The sequence below is a fragment of the Ruegeria sp. CDSA033 genome (genome assembly GCF_059612305.1).
Genome location: NZ_JBXWQI010000007.1, coordinates 67,422 through 84,775, shown reverse-complemented (window position 1 = coordinate 84,775; position 17,354 = coordinate 67,422). Strand labels below are relative to the sequence as shown.

The 17,354-nt window shown below is 57.8% G+C and carries 12 protein-coding genes; 5 read left to right on the top strand and 7 right to left on the bottom strand.

Annotated features, from left to right (window positions below):
- Window positions 1-18: 18 nt before the first annotated feature.
- The 6 genes from AC2FLA_RS11390 to AC2FLA_RS11365 form a co-directional block, all read right to left on the bottom strand.
- Window positions 19-1,323: an NAD(P)/FAD-dependent oxidoreductase gene (locus tag AC2FLA_RS11390; RefSeq protein WP_496722281.1), complete on the bottom strand. Its 1,305-nt coding sequence runs from the start codon at window positions 1,321-1,323 to the stop codon at window positions 19-21.
- Complete coding sequence (locus tag AC2FLA_RS11385) at window positions 1,320-1,994, bottom strand: TetR/AcrR family transcriptional regulator (RefSeq protein WP_282170725.1); 675 nt, start codon at window positions 1,992-1,994, stop codon at window positions 1,320-1,322. The genes AC2FLA_RS11390 and AC2FLA_RS11385 overlap by 4 nt, the downstream gene beginning before the upstream one ends.
- Complete coding sequence (locus AC2FLA_RS11380; RefSeq protein WP_496699724.1) at window positions 1,995-3,545, bottom strand: trimethylamine methyltransferase family protein; 1,551 nt, start codon at window positions 3,543-3,545, stop codon at window positions 1,995-1,997. It lies immediately after the preceding gene.
- 2 nt (window positions 3,546-3,547) lie between these two features.
- Complete coding sequence (locus AC2FLA_RS11375) at window positions 3,548-5,950, bottom strand: GcvT family protein (protein ID WP_496722280.1); 2,403 nt, start codon at window positions 5,948-5,950, stop codon at window positions 3,548-3,550.
- A gap of 112 nt (window positions 5,951-6,062) precedes the next feature.
- The gene (locus tag AC2FLA_RS11370; RefSeq protein WP_496722278.1) at window positions 6,063-6,692 is read right to left on the bottom strand and encodes a glutathione S-transferase family protein; all 630 of its coding nucleotides are present in this window, start codon (window positions 6,690-6,692) and stop codon (window positions 6,063-6,065) included.
- A gap of 17 nt (window positions 6,693-6,709) precedes the next feature.
- Window positions 6,710-7,207: a class I SAM-dependent methyltransferase gene (locus AC2FLA_RS11365; RefSeq protein ID WP_496722276.1), complete on the bottom strand. Its 498-nt coding sequence runs from the start codon at window positions 7,205-7,207 to the stop codon at window positions 6,710-6,712.
- A 233-nt stretch (window positions 7,208-7,440) separates the two neighbouring features.
- Here AC2FLA_RS11365 and AC2FLA_RS11360 point away from each other — a divergent pair, with 233 nt between their 5' ends.
- From AC2FLA_RS11360 to AC2FLA_RS11340, 5 genes are read left to right on the top strand one after another with little or no spacing between them, the layout of a single operon-like run.
- Window positions 7,441-9,213: an ABC transporter ATP-binding protein gene (locus tag AC2FLA_RS11360; RefSeq protein WP_496722274.1), complete on the top strand. Its 1,773-nt coding sequence runs from the start codon at window positions 7,441-7,443 to the stop codon at window positions 9,211-9,213.
- On the top strand, window positions 9,206-11,116 hold the full coding sequence (locus AC2FLA_RS11355) for an ABC transporter substrate-binding protein (protein ID WP_496722272.1): 1,911 nt from the start codon (window positions 9,206-9,208) through the stop codon (window positions 11,114-11,116). The genes AC2FLA_RS11360 and AC2FLA_RS11355 overlap by 8 nt, the downstream gene beginning before the upstream one ends.
- A gap of 14 nt (window positions 11,117-11,130) precedes the next feature.
- A complete protein-coding gene (locus AC2FLA_RS11350) occupies window positions 11,131-12,159 on the top strand; it encodes an ABC transporter permease (RefSeq protein ID WP_108860926.1) in 1,029 nt (342 codons plus the stop codon).
- The gene (locus AC2FLA_RS11345) at window positions 12,156-13,310 is read left to right on the top strand and encodes an ABC transporter permease (protein WP_496722270.1); all 1,155 of its coding nucleotides are present in this window, start codon (window positions 12,156-12,158) and stop codon (window positions 13,308-13,310) included. The genes AC2FLA_RS11350 and AC2FLA_RS11345 overlap by 4 nt, the downstream gene beginning before the upstream one ends.
- On the top strand, window positions 13,307-14,662 hold the full coding sequence (locus AC2FLA_RS11340) for a CoA transferase (RefSeq protein WP_496722268.1): 1,356 nt from the start codon (window positions 13,307-13,309) through the stop codon (window positions 14,660-14,662). The genes AC2FLA_RS11345 and AC2FLA_RS11340 overlap by 4 nt, the downstream gene beginning before the upstream one ends.
- A gap of 88 nt (window positions 14,663-14,750) precedes the next feature.
- Here AC2FLA_RS11340 and AC2FLA_RS11335 read toward each other — a convergent pair whose 3' ends face one another.
- The gene (locus AC2FLA_RS11335; RefSeq protein WP_496722266.1) at window positions 14,751-17,126 is read right to left on the bottom strand and encodes a mechanosensitive ion channel domain-containing protein; all 2,376 of its coding nucleotides are present in this window, start codon (window positions 17,124-17,126) and stop codon (window positions 14,751-14,753) included.
- Window positions 17,127-17,354 lie beyond the last annotated feature (228 nt).

Sequence of the window (17,354 nt, the reverse complement as noted above, 5' to 3'; positions counted from 1 at the left end):
AGCGATTTTTTTCCTTAACTACCCCAGTACAGAAAAACTGCTTTCTTCGTTGATCGGGCGCTTGCGGGAATAGAACCCGACATCAATGCTCCGCCCGATATAGGGAAGTTCGTATTGCAGCGGCTGCGCATCGTGATCCGCGCCCCCTTCACAATACGCGATCAGGGCCGTCATCATCTTGCCTGCGATCGGCGCGTTCTTGTACTGGTTCCCACTGGTCCCGCAGGCCATGTAGAACCCCGGCAGGCTGGATTTGTCATAGATCGGAATCCAGTCTGTGGATGCGTCATACAGGTCCACAACTCCGCGCGTTTTGGACGGGATGCCAAGACTTGGGACGCGCTGCGCGTATCGCATGGCCTGCGTTGTCCACTGGTCGGTGAAGTCGTGGTTGTAATCCACATCATCCTCGCACCACTGATGCGGGTCACATTCCGGATCTTCCGAGCCAACCAGAATGTGGTTGCCGTGCTCGGGTCGACAGTAGCAGGCAATATCGCTGTCCGAGACAATCGTTCCGTCGTTTTCGAAATCAAACCCCTCGGGTGCGGGGACGTGCACAACCTCTTGCCGCAAGGGGCGGGTTTCGATCGTCATGTCGTCCAGAACACCCGCCATCTTGTTGATGATCGCCGAGCCGGGGCCCGCGACGTTCACGACGACTTTTGCGTGGATTTCTTCGCCCGAGGCAAGTTTGACACCCGAAACCCGACCGTCGCTGGACAATATCTCGACCACTTCGGCACCAGTGCGCACTTCTGCGCCATGCAGCTTGGCAGCATCCATCAAGTTCTGCGCGGACAAAGCCGGGTCGGTGACGTATCCCGCCTGCGGCCAGAACACACCGCCTTGCATCTTGCGCCCGTTCGGGTGCCCGAATTCCGGATCATCCATACGGCGCGCCGGCGCGAAACTGTCCTGCGAGTAGATCGGCAGGCGCTCACTGACTTTATCAGGTGACCATTCTTCGAACGGGCAATCCAGATCGGCGCTGTTCTTCATGTGCTTGTCAAGCAAGCCATTGGCATCGGTCTTCATCACCAGACAGCCGGTCTCGCGAAATTGCGCCAGATTAGCATCCTCGGGCAGGCCGAGGTAGTCGGCCCAATCGCGCCAATAGTGGTAACCTTCCCACGCAAACGCCGTTCCATCGAAGGTCGAATAGTGCATCCGAATAATAGCACATGACCCCGCGGTCGAACCGTGGCCAACCTGACTGTTTCGGTCCAGCGACAGGGTTTTCCAGCCTGCTTTGGCCATTTCAAAGGCGATGGCCGCGCCGATCACACCTGTTCCGATGATGATTGCGTCAGGTTGACTCATGAGGCTTCTCCCTTCCAATAGCGCGTTGAATAGGCGCTGAATTCTTCGACTTCTTCGGGCTTGGGCTCAACCCCGGTGAAGACATAAAGGTAATGCGGAACCATTGCGATCCGCGTGGACATTGGCTCATTCAGCTGGGCCAGATCGTACCCGATTTGCATATAGTACAGCACGCGCGCGCGCGTTTCGGCCTCGACCTCTGAATAGCCGTACCGCGCGAACATGGCGTGAAGCGCTTCGAGCCTGCGCGCATCTGACTGATCGAGCGCCCGGCGTACTTTCCCCGATTTGCGCGCCCAATCCCGGATGGCAAAGTCCAGCGCCGTATCGAACAGTTCAGTATTCACCACGCAACGGTGCACGTTGCAGACGGCTGCGGTTATCGTATCCGCCGGGGCCTTGGCCTGCGCGACCAAAGCCGCTGTATTCGTCGCATGCCAGCGCGCAAGCAGGGCGTCCAAAAGCTCTTGGCGGGATTTGAAGTACCAATAGAAGGAGGATCGTGACACAGCCATTCGTTCAGCCAGGTTCAGGACCTTGATTTGGTCCACACCGTCCGAGATCAGGACATCCATAGCCACGTTCAGCCAGTCGTCACGCGTGACCTTGATATTGCCGACCAAAGGCTCGGCTTCGGGGTCGTCCCTGTGCAGGATGGGCTTGGTACTCATTCAACTCTCCGGCGGAGCGCCGCCCTCAGCGGTACGGCGCGCAATGAACTCATGCAAGGCACCCATGCGGTCGCTGTCACATGAAGGCGCTTTGAAGTCAGACAGAATACTCTTCCAAACCGCCGTCGCGCGATGATTGGCATCCATCGATCCGCGCTCTGTCCAGGTTCCGAAATTTGCATAATCGTGCAAATGCGGTTCATAGAATTCGGTGTTGTACCGCTCCATCGTCTGGCTTGAGGCAAAGAAGTGCCCGCTGGGTTCAACTTCACTCAGGGCGGTGTCGAAACCGATCTCGGCTGTACCTGCCTGCGCCCCTGCACAAAGCTCGGCCACCATGTTCAGAACCTCGGCATCGCAGATCATTTTCTCAAAAGAAACGGTCAAGCCACCCTCCAGCCAACCGGCCGAGTGAATGATTACTGTCGCTCCTGCCATCAGACAGCCCCAAAGACCAAACTGGTTTTCATTCGCTGCTTGAACATCGTTGATGTTCGACGCTGATCCGGCAGCCGACCGCCAAGGTAGGCCCAGATGCCGGGCCAATTGACCTGCGGCAAGCGAAGCCTGGAAATGTGAGGGTGTTCCAAATGCGGGCGCACCCGATTTCATATCCACGTTGCTGGTGAACGTGCCATAACACACCGGCGCACCCGGCTTGGTCAGCTGTGTCAGCGTCAGCGCCGCCAGCGCCTCGGCATGCGACAGCGTAATCGCCCCGGCCACAGTAATCGGGGCCATCGCGCCCATCAGAGTAAACGGCGTGATGATCGACATCTGTCCATTGCGGGCGAAATCTATCAGCCCTTGCGCCATCGGTATGTCCAGCGTGCGCGGGCTGTTCGTATTGATGATTGTGTAGCAATGTGCGCCCGCCTGAAATGCATCATCTGACAGGCCCCGTGCGATGGATAGCATTTCAAAGCAATCCATCACCTGCGGCGTTCCGCGAGAGAAAAAGAACGGGAACTTGTCGGTCAGCTCCATCTGCGCCTGCGTAGTGAAGTAGTGACGCAGGTGAATCGGAACGTCCTGAGGCTCGACCTGAGGCGAGATCATCTGGAATACATCAAAATGATGCGTCAGCTTGAGGAACTCCAGATAATCCTGCCCTGTGGCGGGACGGCGGCCGCGTTCAAGATCTGTCGCGTTCGGTGCCCCTGCCCCCGGTTGAAACACCAAACTACCTAGCTCAAGTGTGAAGTCCCTGAGCCGCGCGCCTGCATGGCACGCAATCGACTTCGGTGCTGATGCAACGGCGGCTTCAACAATGTCGCGGCCGATAAAGACCATCTCGGTATCTTCATCCATCCGCGCGCCCGCTTTCGCAAAGAGACGCCGGGCTTCCGGAAGCAGGCATTTGACGCCCAACTCCTGAAGTGTTCGCAAAGCCGTTTCGTGCATATCCGCAATCTGGTCAGCCGGGAACACCTCCATCAACGGGAAGGGATTCTTCAACTGGCGATAATTCACGTCCCGACTGGGCGCAGGGGCGGCCTCGGCGCTTCGCCCGCGCCGTCGTCGCCCGCGTTCGGATGTTTGTCCGATCATGCTTAGCCCCTCATCGCTTTGCCCTGCGGGTCGTAAGGTGAAGGCGCGACAACCCTCGCGGGCCTCTCGACACCAACCACATGGACCGAAAGCTCTGTTCCGGGCGCGGCCTTGTCGCGGTTGACCAACGCCATTGCCAGTGACTTCCCAGTGTAGTGCCCGTACCCTCCCGACGTTACAAAGCCCACGCGCTCACCGCCCGCCCAAACGGGTTCGTAACCGCTTGCGTCCGCGTCATCGGCGTCCACTTCCAGTGTCACCTGTATCTGCGCCGGACCGTTTCCGTCGCGCTCGGCCACAGCGGCCTCTTTGCCGACAAAATTCTTGTCCCAATCGATCCGTCGATCCATGCCTGTCATTCCCGGCGTGTAAAGCTGCGTGAACTCTGCCGACCAGATGCCAAAACTCTTTTCAAGCCGCGTTGACAGCATCGCGTTGAAACCGCACTCGCGAATGCCCTCTTCGGCACCGGCCTCCAGCAACATACGGCGCAGCTTGATGTGGTCACCGTAGCGGCAGTTGATCTCATACCCTTTCTCGCCGGTCACCGACATGCGGGCGACGCGCGCGCGGACCAACCCGATGTCAAAATCTCCACAGCCCATGAATTTCAGACCCGAGATGTCCTGTTCAGCCAACTTTTCGACCACGGCTTGCGACTTGGGACCAACCACCGCAAACCCGCAATATTCCTCGCCCAGATCACGAACAGTAACGCCGTCGATCATGTGATCTTCAAACCAGCGCATGTGCCAGGCCCGCAGGTAGTAGCTGCCCATGATCCACCAGGTTCCGTCACCCCAGTTGAGCACCGTGAGGTCCCCTTTGAGCCGCCCGTTCTCACCCAGCATCGGCGCCAGCTTCGCCCGACCGGGCGCCGGCAGTTTTGAGGCCATGACTTTGTCCAGCCAAACCTCAGCATTCGGGCCACTGACCTCAAACCGTGAAAATCCCGAGATATCCATCAAGCCGACGCCTTCGCGGATCACCTTGCATTCGTCAGCTACAATATCATGCGCATTCGACCGCTTGAGCGTCGGTGTTTCCTCGAACCCTTTCGGCGCGAAATACAACGGCACTTCAAGATCCCAGCTAACACCCCATTTGCAGCCCGCATCCGTCATCGCGTCATGCGCTGGGGCCATCTTTAGTGGCCGCCCCGCTGGCAGTTGCTCGTTTGGGTAGGTCATTACAAAGCGGCGGGAATAAAACTGGCCCGTGGTTTCACGGATATACCGCTTGTTCTGCGCAAAATCGCCAAAACGCGCCACGTCCATCGGCCAGGCATCCGCTTCGGGCTCGCCATGGATCATCCACTCGGCCAGCGTTTTGCCGACACCGCCGCCCTGCAAGAAGCCCGCCATGACAGCGCAGGCCGACCAATAGCCGCGCTTGCCGGGAACCGGGCCGACCAACGGGTTTCCATCGGGCGCAAAGGTGAAAGCACCGTTTACCCATGTCTTGATGCCCACGTTCTGGATCGACGGATAGCGTTCAAAGCCAAGCGTCAGCTCATTCTCGATCCGGTCGAGCTGTTCCTGAAACAGCTCTTCACCGTAGTTCCACGGCGCACCGTCCATCGCCCAGTGTTCGTGATCGACCTCATAAATGCCAACCAAAACGCCTTTCTGATCTTGCCGCATATAGGTGAACCCTTCGAGGTCGACGGTCATCGGCATCTCGAAATCTGCCTCAGCGACCTCGGGGACGGTATCGGTGATCAGATAGTGGTGTTTGAGCGGTGAAACCGGCAGCTCCACCCCGGCCATACGCCCGATCTGTTTGGCCCACAGGCCAGCGGCGTTAACCACGTGTTCGCAAGTGATCGTGCCCTTGTCGGTGATGACCTGCCAGCCATCATCGGTCTGGATCAGCTCCTCGACCTTGGTTTCCTCATAATACTCAGCACCGCGTTTTTTGGCAGCCGTCGCGTAAGCCTGCACCGTGCCGGTTGTATCGATATAGCCCTCGCGGTCGGCCCACATCGCGCCCAATATGCCGTCGGTGGACATGATGGGGCAACGTCTTTGTGCCTCTTCCGGAGACAGCAATTCGCAGTCGTCAATGCCGATGGATTGGAAAATGCGATAGTTCGCCTGCAGCCACTCCCATCGCTCTGACGTACCGGCCAATGTCAGACCACCGGTCATGTGCAACCCGATATTCTGACCAGACTCCTTTTCGATCTCGCTGAGCAGATCGATTGTATAGGCCTGTAGCGACGCCATGTTCGGATCGGCGTTTAGCGCGTGAATGCCCCCCGCTGCGTGCCAGGATGACCCCGAGGCCAGCCGCCGCCGTTCCAGCATAACCACATCTGTCCACCCAAACTTGGCCAGATGATACAGAACCGAGGCGCCCACGACGCCGCCCCCGATGACCACAACGCGATACTGAGAATTCATCCTGCGCTCCCCTGCATGTCTCACGAGGGACGCTAGAGGCACTGTTCACATCTGTCTAGACATTTCTGTACAGTTCTGCGCCTACCAAGAAACCGCCTTGGAGCGGCAGTTTTCAAAGTTGTGCGCTGGGACGGGAAGCGATCTTATCAAACCACGCTAAAGTGGCTGTGTTTTCTTGCGGAATTCGCTTTTTGATCACGCGGGCAAAGTCAACGAAGACAAAGGTGGAAATGTCAGCCAGAGTGAAATCTGAACCTGCGATAAACGCGCTTTCGCTCAGTCGCTGTTCCAGAAGCGAAAAGAAATGGTCAACGCGAGATGACCCGCGCTGCGCCAGTTCCGGGATTTGCGGGTGGTTCACCGGCCCCGGAATCGCCCTGTCGGCAAAGGCCGGATGCGTGTTGCGTAAGGCCTCGCCGACAGGCATGCCGCCCTGCTGTTCGACAATGCTGTTCCACATCAGAACCTGCCCCTTTTCATCGGGTGTGCGCCCCATCAGCGGTGGCTCGGGAAACCGCGCCTCAAGGTACGCGGCTATCCCAAGATTCTCGGTCAACGCGATGCCCTCATCCGTCACCAACACGGGTATGGTTGCGTTCGGGTTCACCGCGCGAAAGTCGTCACTGAGTTGTTCACCTTTGCCGATCGAGATTTCTCGGGTTTCGATATCCAAACCCTTTTCGGCAATGAACATGCGCGCGCGCCGTGGGTTGGGGGCCGTGGAACAATCATAAAAAAGCATCAGGTTCTCCCACCCTGTCAGCGGCGATAAATGAAACAGCGGCCCTCGACGGCCCCTTCAGGAAGGGAAACTTCGGTCAAGGTATCGAAATACATCCGGTCGCTGGATACCATCAAACCACCCTCGGCCAATAGCGGCTCGATCAATGGTGAGACAAATCTGGCGAAGTCGTCGTTCTTTTTGCGGTTGTGGCCGCCCAAGTCCGCGTGGATCAGGCTGGCAGTTGCTCCGAACCGATTCACCGAGGCCGGTAGTGTTTCACGCACATCCCCCAAAATCACCCGATCTTCGGGCGGCGTGGAATCCGGATGCGACGCCACGGCGCGCTCGAATACATAAACAGGTCGACCTGAGATATACTGCACCATGTGATGATAGGTGCGCCCGTTGCCTAACCCCAGTTCGAACACCGGTCCTGGCATCCCATTGGTCTGAGCGATGGCAAAATCCAGACAGGCCCGTTGGGACACCATGCGGTCGATGAACAGATCCAGGCGGCTTTGGTTGTCGGGCACGGGGAAATCTCTCCTTGATATCAGTCAGCTCATGATTTGGGGCCGACACCGCATGTGATGACAAATCCTCAAGGATTTGTGTAGGTAAATTGGCCTAAGTTTCACATTTTCGCGACAATTCGGCCCAAGAACGGGTTTGACTACACAGGCACAACCGCGCGAGACTAAGTCAAAAAACACAGGGAGTTGAATACGCCGATGTCGAACCACGGACGAACGGGTGGAAAACCCGCATGACTGCGTTGTTGTCCGTCAGAGACCTCAGCATCGGTTTTGGTGCGGGCGACTCAGTTGTCAAAGGAGTCAACTTTGATGTCGAGGCCGGGCAGACATTGGCTCTGGTTGGCGAATCCGGGTCAGGAAAAACCATCTCGTGCCGGGCAGCCTTGCGTATTCTGCCCCGTGCCGCGCAAATCCGCAGTGGCACTATTACCCTGAACGATTCGAAAGGCTTCGAGGATCTGACCAAGATCAGCGAGCGGCAGATGCGTGACATTCGCGGCAATCGGATTTCGATGATTTTTCAGGAACCGATGCGATCCCTGTCCCCGTTGCACAAGATCGGCAATCAGGTCAGCGAGGTCTTGTGGCTGCATCGGAGCGCGTCCGAGGCGCAGGCCCGCAAAGAGGTCCTGACCCAATTCGAACGCGTGGGCTTTCCTGATCCGCAGCGTGCGTATGATTCTTACCCGTTCGAGTTGTCGGGCGGCATGCGCCAGCGCGCCATGATTGCGATGGCCATGGTTTCCAAGCCAGAACTGCTGATCGCGGACGAGCCGACGACCGCGCTGGACGTAACGACACAAGCGCAAGTGCTTGGTCTGATCAAGGAACTACAGCGCGAGACAGGAATGGCTCTGATCCTTGTGACGCACGATCTTGGTGTGGTTGCCAATATGGCGGAACAGGTCGTTGTCATGCACAAGGGCCGTGTGATGGAGGCAGGGGCAGCCGCCCCGATCCTAAGCGCCCCGGCGCACCCCTACACACAACAATTGTTCAACGCGGCCCCTGCAATTCCCGACGAAGATTCGGTCGGGCTGCCGATGCCGGATGATGACCTCATTCTACAGATGAAGGGGGTGTCCAAGACCTACACCATGCGGTCCAGCAGGGGCTGGCAGGGGGACAAGCTGATCCATGCCTGCCGAGGTGTGGATCTGAATCTGGCCCGCGGCAAAACACTGGCAATCGTCGGCGAAAGTGGCTCGGGCAAAACAACGGCCGCGCGGATCGCCCTTGGCGCGGAACTGCCCGATCCGGGTGGCGAGGTTCTGTTTCGCACCGCGCCTGGCGAAGACCCGATCACTGTGCACCACATGAACCGCTCTCAGCGCACGGCCTTTCAACGCAAGGCGCAGATGGTTTTTCAGGACCCGTACAGCTCTCTCAGTCCGCGGATGCGCATTCAAGACGCGCTGACCGAGCCTTTGGAAATCCACTCCATTGGTTCGACCGCCGAACAGCGGGACAAAGCGGTCGAGATGCTTCAGCGTGTGGGACTGAATGGTGATATGCTCAAACGCTATCCACACGCCTTTTCCGGCGGACAGAGGCAACGCCTGTCAATTGCGCGGGCGATGATGCTGGACCCGCAGCTGATTGTCTGTGACGAGCCGACATCGGCACTGGATGTATCGGTTCAGGAACAGATCCTGACCTTGCTGGAAAACCTGCAGGACCGGTTGAACCTGTCCTACCTGTTCATCTCTCACGACCTTGCGGTTGTGGCGCGCATTGCCGACGAAGTGGCCGTGATGCGCCGGGGTCTTGTCGTCGAACAGGCCCCGCCCGAGACGCTGTTTTATAACCCCCGACACCCTTACACCAAGGCGCTGATTGCCGCCCAACCAGAACCCGACATAAACCGGCCCATCGACCTTAAACTGGTTGCGTTGGGCGCTGGTTCACCAGACAGTTGGGATGACACCTTCCGATTTACGGACTCCGTGATACCCTCACTGGTAGAGATGGAGCCCGGCCATAAGGTACGATGCCATGTTTAAAACCACTCGCCCGCTTATTCTGGCTGCCACGTTGGCCGCCACTTTGGTTCTGCCCGCCACGGCAGGAACACCGACCCCTCAGGAAAGCGAATTCTGGAAAGCCGAGGTCAGCGCCGGGAACCTGCCGCCGGTCGCTGAGCGCCTGCCGGCCGAACCTCTGATCGTGGATCTGGCAGCCAAAGGCCGCGAGTTTGGTGCCCCTGGCGGCACGCTTCGCACAATGGTGACCCGGTCAAAAGACATCCGCCAGATGGTCGTTTACGGGTATGCTCGATTGGTTGGGTTTGACGAAAACTACGAAATCGTCCCTGATCTGCTGGGGTCCTATGAAAACGAAGGTAATCGAAAGTTCACACTGCATCTGCGTGACGGGCACAAGTGGTCTGATGGATCGCCGTTCACATCCGAAGACTTTCGTTATTGGTGGGAAGACGTTGCCAACAATGAAATGCTCAGCCCGTCTGGCCCACCTGATTTCCTGATTGTTGAAGGAAAAACGCCAACCGTGACCTTCCCGGATGAGACAACTATTGTCTTTGAGTGGGAAAACCCAAATCCTGATTTTCTGCAGTCGCTGGCCCAAGCGCGCCCGCCGTTCATCTACCGGCCGTCTGAATTCCTCAAACAGTATCACGAGAAATTCGCAGATGCTGAAGACCTCGCCTTTCAGGTCGAAGACGCACGGGTCAAAAGCTGGGCGGCGCTGCACAACAAACTGGACAACCTCTACAAGTTCGACAACCACGAACTCCCGACGCTGCAGCCTTGGCTGAATGCAAGTTCGGGCAAGAAGATCCGCCACAATTTCGTTCGCAACCCATATTACCACCGCATCGATTCCAACGGCGTTCAGTTGCCTTATATCGACGTCGTCGAGATGGAAATCGTCGCTGCTGGCTTGGTCGCGGCCAAGACCAATGCTGGCGAGACTGATCTGCAGGGGCGCGGTCTGGCGTTTCGCGATGCATCTATCCTGAAAAAGGGCGAAGCCGGCGGAGACTACAAAACTCTGCTGTGGAAGACCGGTGTCGCATCTCAAATCGCGATCTACCCGAACCTGAACTACTCGGATGAAGTTTGGCGCGACGTTCTGCGCGATGTTCGTGTTCGGCGGGCGCTGTCCCTGGCTATCGACCGCAAAACCATCAATCAAGCGCTCTATTTCAAGCTGGCCCATCCCGGTGCGATGTCCGTTTTACCCGCGTCTCCGTTCTATGACGAGGAAAACGCAAAAGCCTGGGCGCAGTATGACGTTGAGATGGCCAACGCCCTACTGGACGAAGCTGGCCTGGCCGAGCGCGATAAAAACGGCATTCGCCTGCTGCCGGATGGCCGCCCGATGGAATTGATCATCGAAACCGCAGGAGAACGGCAAGAGGTTGAGAACGCGCTTCAGATCGTCACGGATACATGGCGCGAAATCGGTGTGGACCTGATCATGCGCCCACTGGACCGGGACATTCTGCGCAACCGCGTATTTTCAGGCAACACCATGGCCTCGGTATGGTTTGGCTGGGATGACGGTATCCCGCAGGCGCACACATCCCCCGCATATTTGGCCCCTACGGATCAGGTGTTTCTGGCCTGGCCCAAATGGGGACAATTTTACCAGACCAGCGGCGATGTTGGTGAAGCGCCTGACATGCCCGAAGCCGAGCGTCTGATGCAACTGGCCCATGATTGGGAGGTTGCCACCACCGACGAAGAGCGCAAGGCAGTCTGGACCGAGATGTTGAAAATCCACGCTGACCAGCTTTTCGCCATCGGAATTCTTAACGGCGCACCACAGCCCATCGTGGTGTCCAACCGTCTGCGCAACGTGCCCGAACAAGGTATGTGGGCATGGGAGCCCGGCGCACATTTTGGCATTCACCGCCCCGACGAATTCTTTTTCGCCGACTAATCAGGAGCAGCTAAATGGTAATGCTGCGCTATGCGGTGTATCGCTTTTTCACGATGCTGCTGACTTTGCTGGTGGTGTCGGTTCTGATCTTCGTGATCATCAACCTGCCACCCGGCGATTATCTGAGCAATCAGATCGCGGAATTGCAGGCCTCGGGCCAATCTGCCGGGGTCGCCAAGGCTGAATTCCTGCGCGCGGAATACGCCCTGGATCGCCCCATATGGGAACAGTACCTGGTCTGGATGGGCTTCTGGCCCGGACCGCACGGGTTTGAGGGTCTTCTTCAGGGCAATTACGGCTGGTCTTTTGAATTCGACCGCCCCGTGGCCGAGATCGTTGGCGATACCCTATGGCTGACTGTTGTAGTCAACCTGGCCGCTATCCTGTTCGTCTATGCCGTTGCCCTACCGCTGGGCGTACTCGCCGCGGCAAAATCGCGAACCTGGATCGACTATACGTCGGCCTTTGTTGGTTATCTTGGTCTGGCGACGCCCAACTTCCTGCTAGCGTTGATCCTGTTCTATTACGGACACCGCTACTTCAACCTGCCCATCGGCGGCCTGATGGACCCATCCTTCGAAGGTCAACCAATGAGCTGGGAAAAGTTGAAGTCCATTCTTGTCCACCTGATCGTGCCGACTTTCGTCATTGGCACATCTGGCGCATCAGCCATGATGCAGCGCCTGCGTGCGAACATGCTGGATGAACTGGGCAAACCTTATGTGGAAACGGCCATTGCCAAGGGTATGGCGCCATCGCGAATGCTGACAAAATATCCGCTGCGCGTGGCATTCAACCCCTTTGTTGCGGATATCGGGAACCTGCTGCCGTCGATGGTATCCGGGTCGGTTCTGGTGTCGGTCGTGCTTGGCCTGCAAACCATCGGCCCGACCTTGCTGACCGCACTCAAAACCCAGGACCAATTTCTGTCTGCCTTCATTCTGATGTTCGTGGCCTTGCTGACACTGATCGGCACCATGATCTCTGATATCTTGCTGGTCATGTTGGACCCGCGTATTCGGTACGAGGGGCGTGAAGCGTGACCAAACACACCGACGGTCGCTTTGTCGACGATGCACCTTTCGACGCGGATGCCGCCCTGCAACAGTTAGAGCGCGCAGATCTGGACGCACCCAACTGGGTTCTGGTCTGGCGCAAGTTCAAAACCCATAAGCTGGGTTTGATTTCAGGCGTCTTCCTACTGTTCTGCTACCTGATGCTGCCCTTCGCTGGATTCATCGCCCCCTATGGCCCGAATGAACGAAACGGCGAACACCTTTACGCCCCACCACAAAGCATCAATTGGTTCCACGATGGCTCCTTCATTGGCCCGTATGTCTATCCGATCGTGGCCGAAGCTGATCTTGAGACCTTTCAGTGGAAATTTGTTCCCGACACGGAAGACCCTCGCCCGATCCGCTTTTTCTGCGAGGGGGCCGAGTACAGGCTTGCAGGTCTTGTGAAATCAGACACCCACCTGTTCTGCGCGCCAGAGGGCGCAACGCTGTTCCTATGGGGATCCGATCGTTTGGGCCGCGATGTGTTCAGCCGCATTCTATATGGCGCGCAGCTGTCGCTGACGGTCGGCCTGATCGGGATTTCGGTATCGTTCACCCTTGGCATCTTTTTTGGATCAATCGCCGGGTATTTCGGCGGCAAGATCGATTGGGTCATCAACCGCGTGATCGAGGTCTTGCGCTCGCTACCTGAACTGCCGCTCTGGCTTGCCCTATCGGCGGCGGTGCCTTCAAACTGGAGCCCGGTTGCTGTTTTCTTCATCATCTCGATCATCCTCGGGATTCTCGATTGGCCCGGCCTCGCCCGTTCCGTACGCGCGAAATTCCTGTCCTTAAGGGAAGAGGAATACGTCCGCGCCGCCGAGATGATGGGTGCAAGCTCTGGCCGTGTGATCCGCAAGCACTTGTTACCGAACTTCATGTCTCACCTGATCGCCTCGGCTACGTTGTCGATCCCCGCGATGATCCTCGGGGAAACCGCGCTCAGCTTCCTGGGCCTTGGCCTGCGGGCCCCGGCCGTCAGCTGGGGTGTAATGCTGAACGACGCGCAGAACCTGGCCTCGATCGAGATCTACCCCTGGACGGCAATCCCGATGCTGCCGATCATTGTTATTGTGCTGGCCTTCAATTTCCTGGGTGACGGGCTGCGTGACAGTCTGGATCCATACCAGCAATGAGCTTGATTTCGGCCCTTCCTGCAACCGACGGATACCGCAAAACGGGCACCGGGGCTTGGTCCAGCGTCTACGCGGTATCTGAACTGGCGACGGCAACCTTTGGCGCGGTGGGTCAGGAACTGGCACGTCTGACGACGGCGCTGAACCTGTCGCCCAGCGCGCCGGACGTGTCTGTGGATCACCGGCTGGCCTCGCTTTGGTATCAATATTCCTTCAAGCCCAATGGTTGGGAGATGCCTAGTCTCTGGAATGCGATAGCAGGCGACTACCAGACTGCGGATGGCTGGATCAGGCTGCACACCAACCTACCCCGCCACCGGGCGGCGGCACTAAAAGTTCTTGAGGTCAAAGCAGATCGGGACGCGGTCTCTCAAGCGGTGCGGCGATGGTCCGCCAGCGAGCTGGAATCGGCAATCGTGGCCCAGGGTGGCGTTTCCGCAGCCATGCGTAGCCGGGCAGTGTGGTTAGAGCATCCGCAAGGTCGGGCCGTGTCCCGCGATCCACTGATCGGTTGGCACAGCCCGCGACAGATCAAACTGCGAGATCGATCCGAGGCCACGGTTGAGCGCCCTTTGGCAGGGCTGCGCGTCCTCGACCTGACGCGCGTGCTGGCTGGGCCGGTTTCAACGCGAACCCTCGCCGGTTTTGGTGCTGACGTTCTGCGTGTCGACCCGCCCGGTTGGGACGAGCCCGGTGTCATACCCGACATCTCATTAGGTAAATCCTGCACTTACCTCGATCTGAAATCGCCCTCAGGGTTGGAAAAGCTGAAGGAGTTGCTGTCACAGGCCGATGTGTTCGTCCATGGGTATCGCCCCGGTGCTTTGGACGCGCTCGGCCTGACCAGGGCCAAGCGCGATGAATTGGCCCCAAACCGGGTCGAAGTCACATTAGACGCTTATGGCTGGCAAGGCCCATGGGCCGCGCGGCGCGGGTTCGACAGCCTTGTCCAGATGAGCGCAGGTATCGCAGATGCAGGCCGTGACTGGGCAAATGCGGATAAACCAACACCATTGCCGGTTCAGGCGCTGGATCATGCAACCGGCTATCTGATGGCCGCCGCCGTGCTGTCCGCCTTGGCTGAGGCCGCCTCGGGCAACGCGATCATGCTGGGCCAGCTCTCGCTCGCACGCACGGCCGAGTTGTTGGCCATTCTCGGCAAGTCCGACACGAAAGAGGTCATCGACGGTGCCAGCCCGTCAGACTACAGCCAAGCTCTCGAAGAATCAGGCTGGGGCTCCGGTCACCGCCTGAAACCCGCTCTGACGGTGGGCGCCGCCAAGATGTTCTGGGACAAGCCTGCACCTAAACTAGGCACGTCGGCTCCGGTCTGGGCCACGGCCATCACCTGAGCTAACCGCCGCGCGGTACGCGCGGCCCGGCCCAACGCTTTGGGTCTCGTCTCGCCAGAGACGTCACCCAAAGGGGCGGGAGACCCCGTCAGCGATCGTCCCCACCCGGACCGATATCGTCCAGATAATCCTCGTCAATCGCCGCCTGCACCGCACCCGTTACAGCTTCGCGCTGCTTGGGTGTCAGATCCTCGGGGTCCTTGCCTTCGGCCAGGCGCACGGTGACCTCACGGTGTGCGAACTTGATGCCTTCGCGGGCGAACAATTCGCGGATATCCTGATAGACTTTCTTGCGCACCAGCCATTGATCGCCCGGCTTGGTCATGAACTTGACCCGAATGATCATTGCAGAGTCCTGCATTTCGATCACGCCCTGCGACTTCAGCGGTTGGATAAAGTTGTCGCCAATCACCGGGTCGCTCAACAACTCTTGACCCAACTTCTTGATCAGCTTGCGCACCTTCTCGACATCGGTGTCATACGTCACCCGTAACGGCAGTTTCATGATCACCCAGTCGCGGGAATAGTTGGTCAGAACCTTGATCTCACCAAAGGGGATGGTGTTCAGCGCGCCCAGATGGTGACGCAGTTGGAACGACCGGACCGAGATCTTTTCGACCGTTCCTTTCACGTCACCGATGTCGATGTATTCACCCTTGCGGAACGCGTCATCCATTAGGAAGAACGCCCCCGAAAAGATATCGCGGACCAATGTCTGCGACCCAAAGCCCACGGCCAGGCCCACAACGCCAGCACCCGCGAATAGCGGACTGACATTGATACCCAATTCCATCAGTGCAATCAGCGCTATGGTCACAACAACGACAGCTAATATGGCGCCCCGGAACAAAGGCAACAATGTTGCAAGGCGGCTTTGCCCACCTTCTCCGCCTTCATCGCCCAGCTCAGCCTCACCACCGCCGTCGTCAATCTCCTGCGCGATCTTCGAGTCGATCCCGATGCGGAAAAAATGGAACAGGATATAGCCCATAAAGAGGATCACCATCACATCCAGCGCCCGCTCGATCGGCAGGTCCTCGCTCCAGCTGGCATCCGGATTCCAGATGACAACCAACGCATACAGACCGACAACAAAAGCCAGAATACCGGCAACCCGCCGCGCCAGATCTTCGTAGGTCAGGATCGAGTGCTTGCGCATCTCGGCCTGCGGCGTTTCGATCGCTTCAACCTCGGCATCCGCCTCATCAGCATCGGCATTCATCGCGTCAAGCTGGTTGTTGCGATTGAAATACCGTTCCAGAAGATAGTTCATGGCCCCATAGGCAACCACGACCGACATGAAGATGGCATAGCTGCTGGCCACGATCGGGATCGAGTTTTGATTTTCCAGCACAAGGTCGACGGCCAGTTTGAACCAACTGAACACCATGTACAGGATCAGCACCGGCGCCCATGCGAACGAGATCAGGCGCAGAATCCACGACACCTGATCCGGTGAGCGCCCGCCGCGAATAGCGTTCGAAATGGCGCGGGCATTGAACAGGATCATCAGGACATTGCCGATCGCACCAAACATGGTCAGGCCGCCATAGACCAAGGCGTAGACGTTATAGTTCAGCCCAAAATCAGCTACCCAAGTGGCAAAAAGCACCACGGTAATGTCGTAGGTCGCCAGCGCCGAAGCCCAGATATACAGGCGTTTGGCGTCTCGGTCCGAGAACGGCGGCAAGCGATATTGGCTCAGATACGGGGATAGAACCATGCGCCACAGATCAGACACCGTACGCGACAGGAAGAAGGCGGTAAAAATTGCTGTGACCGTGAACTGGATCGAGATGTCCTCAGCCTCGCCGAAAAACACGAAACCGACGATAAGCGCCATCACCATGGCAAAAATCGTGGCGCCTATCCCCATCAGGAATCGGAACACCAAAAACGGCATCTTCTCGCGATAGCCTTGTGGATCTTCCTTGGATCGCGCGACGACGATTCGCTTTGCGATACGCTTGCCGTAGATTTCAATCGACAACCATCGTCCGATCAAAAGGAAGAGAACGTTCCAGAACAGGACCTCGACATAGGTCTGTATTCGGCCATCCGGACTGGTCTGACGCAGGATGTATTGCACCTCGAAGATCGAATAAGGCAGCGCCTGAAGCCGTGAATTCATCGAGTCGCGAAACCTCGAAAACCGCTCCTGTGCTTTCATGAGCTGCGAACCGTCGCCCATCGGATCCCCGGGTGCAGCCTCGGGGGTGACACTGTTTTGCTGGCCGGAAGACACGATTTGCCCGGTGCTGTCGATGACAATCACACTCGCCCCGGCTTCGGTCGCGGAACGGATCGCCGTAGCCAGATCGCTGTCGCTGGCTGTGTCCGAGCTGCTGCCCCCGGCTGAGGGGTACCCCGGTATCAGAGAGGTCTGCGCAACTGCACCGGTGACCAGCGCCAGAGTAAGGGACCAGATTACAAACGTTAATCCAGCCAGCAATGTTCGTGTCATCGGATATTTTTCCAGTTCGCCATTCGTAACACAGGTTATCGAAGCCCGGTGGCGGGTTCAAATATTCAACCCCCGCAGCCTCAACATCTTATCAAGCCGTGTTCCCCGCACCATGCTGTGAACAGAAGTGTTTGCAACCCGGAAAAAACTGAATATGACCAACCAGACGCTGTCATCATGACGGATGGGCAGGAAATTTGATATAGAACAGGGCGCCGATGCGAAACC

Bases quoted from the DNA above. Each gene is read 5' to 3' on its own strand.
- AC2FLA_RS11375 (WP_496722280.1), bottom strand. From the start codon at position 5,950: ATGAATTCTCAGTATCGCGTTGTGGTCATCGGGGGCGGCGTCGTGGGC.
- AC2FLA_RS11340 (WP_496722268.1), top strand. From the start codon at position 13,307: ATGAGCTTGATTTCGGCCCTTCCTGCAACCGACGGATACCGCAAAACG.
- AC2FLA_RS11355 (WP_496722272.1), top strand. From the start codon at position 9,206: ATGTTTAAAACCACTCGCCCGCTTATTCTGGCTGCCACGTTGGCCGCC.
- AC2FLA_RS11360 (WP_496722274.1), top strand. From the start codon at position 7,441: ATGACTGCGTTGTTGTCCGTCAGAGACCTCAGCATCGGTTTTGGTGCG.
- AC2FLA_RS11380 (WP_496699724.1), bottom strand. From the start codon at position 3,545: ATGATCGGACAAACATCCGAACGCGGGCGACGACGGCGCGGGCGAAGC.
- AC2FLA_RS11390 (WP_496722281.1), bottom strand. From the start codon at position 1,323: ATGAGTCAACCTGACGCAATCATCATCGGAACAGGTGTGATCGGCGCG.
- AC2FLA_RS11350 (WP_108860926.1), top strand. From the start codon at position 11,131: ATGGTAATGCTGCGCTATGCGGTGTATCGCTTTTTCACGATGCTGCTG.
- AC2FLA_RS11385 (WP_282170725.1), bottom strand. From the start codon at position 1,994: ATGAGTACCAAGCCCATCCTGCACAGGGACGACCCCGAAGCCGAGCCT.
- AC2FLA_RS11370 (WP_496722278.1), bottom strand. From the start codon at position 6,692: ATGCTTTTTTATGATTGTTCCACGGCCCCCAACCCACGGCGCGCGCGC.
- AC2FLA_RS11335 (WP_496722266.1), bottom strand. From the start codon at position 17,126: ATGACACGAACATTGCTGGCTGGATTAACGTTTGTAATCTGGTCCCTT.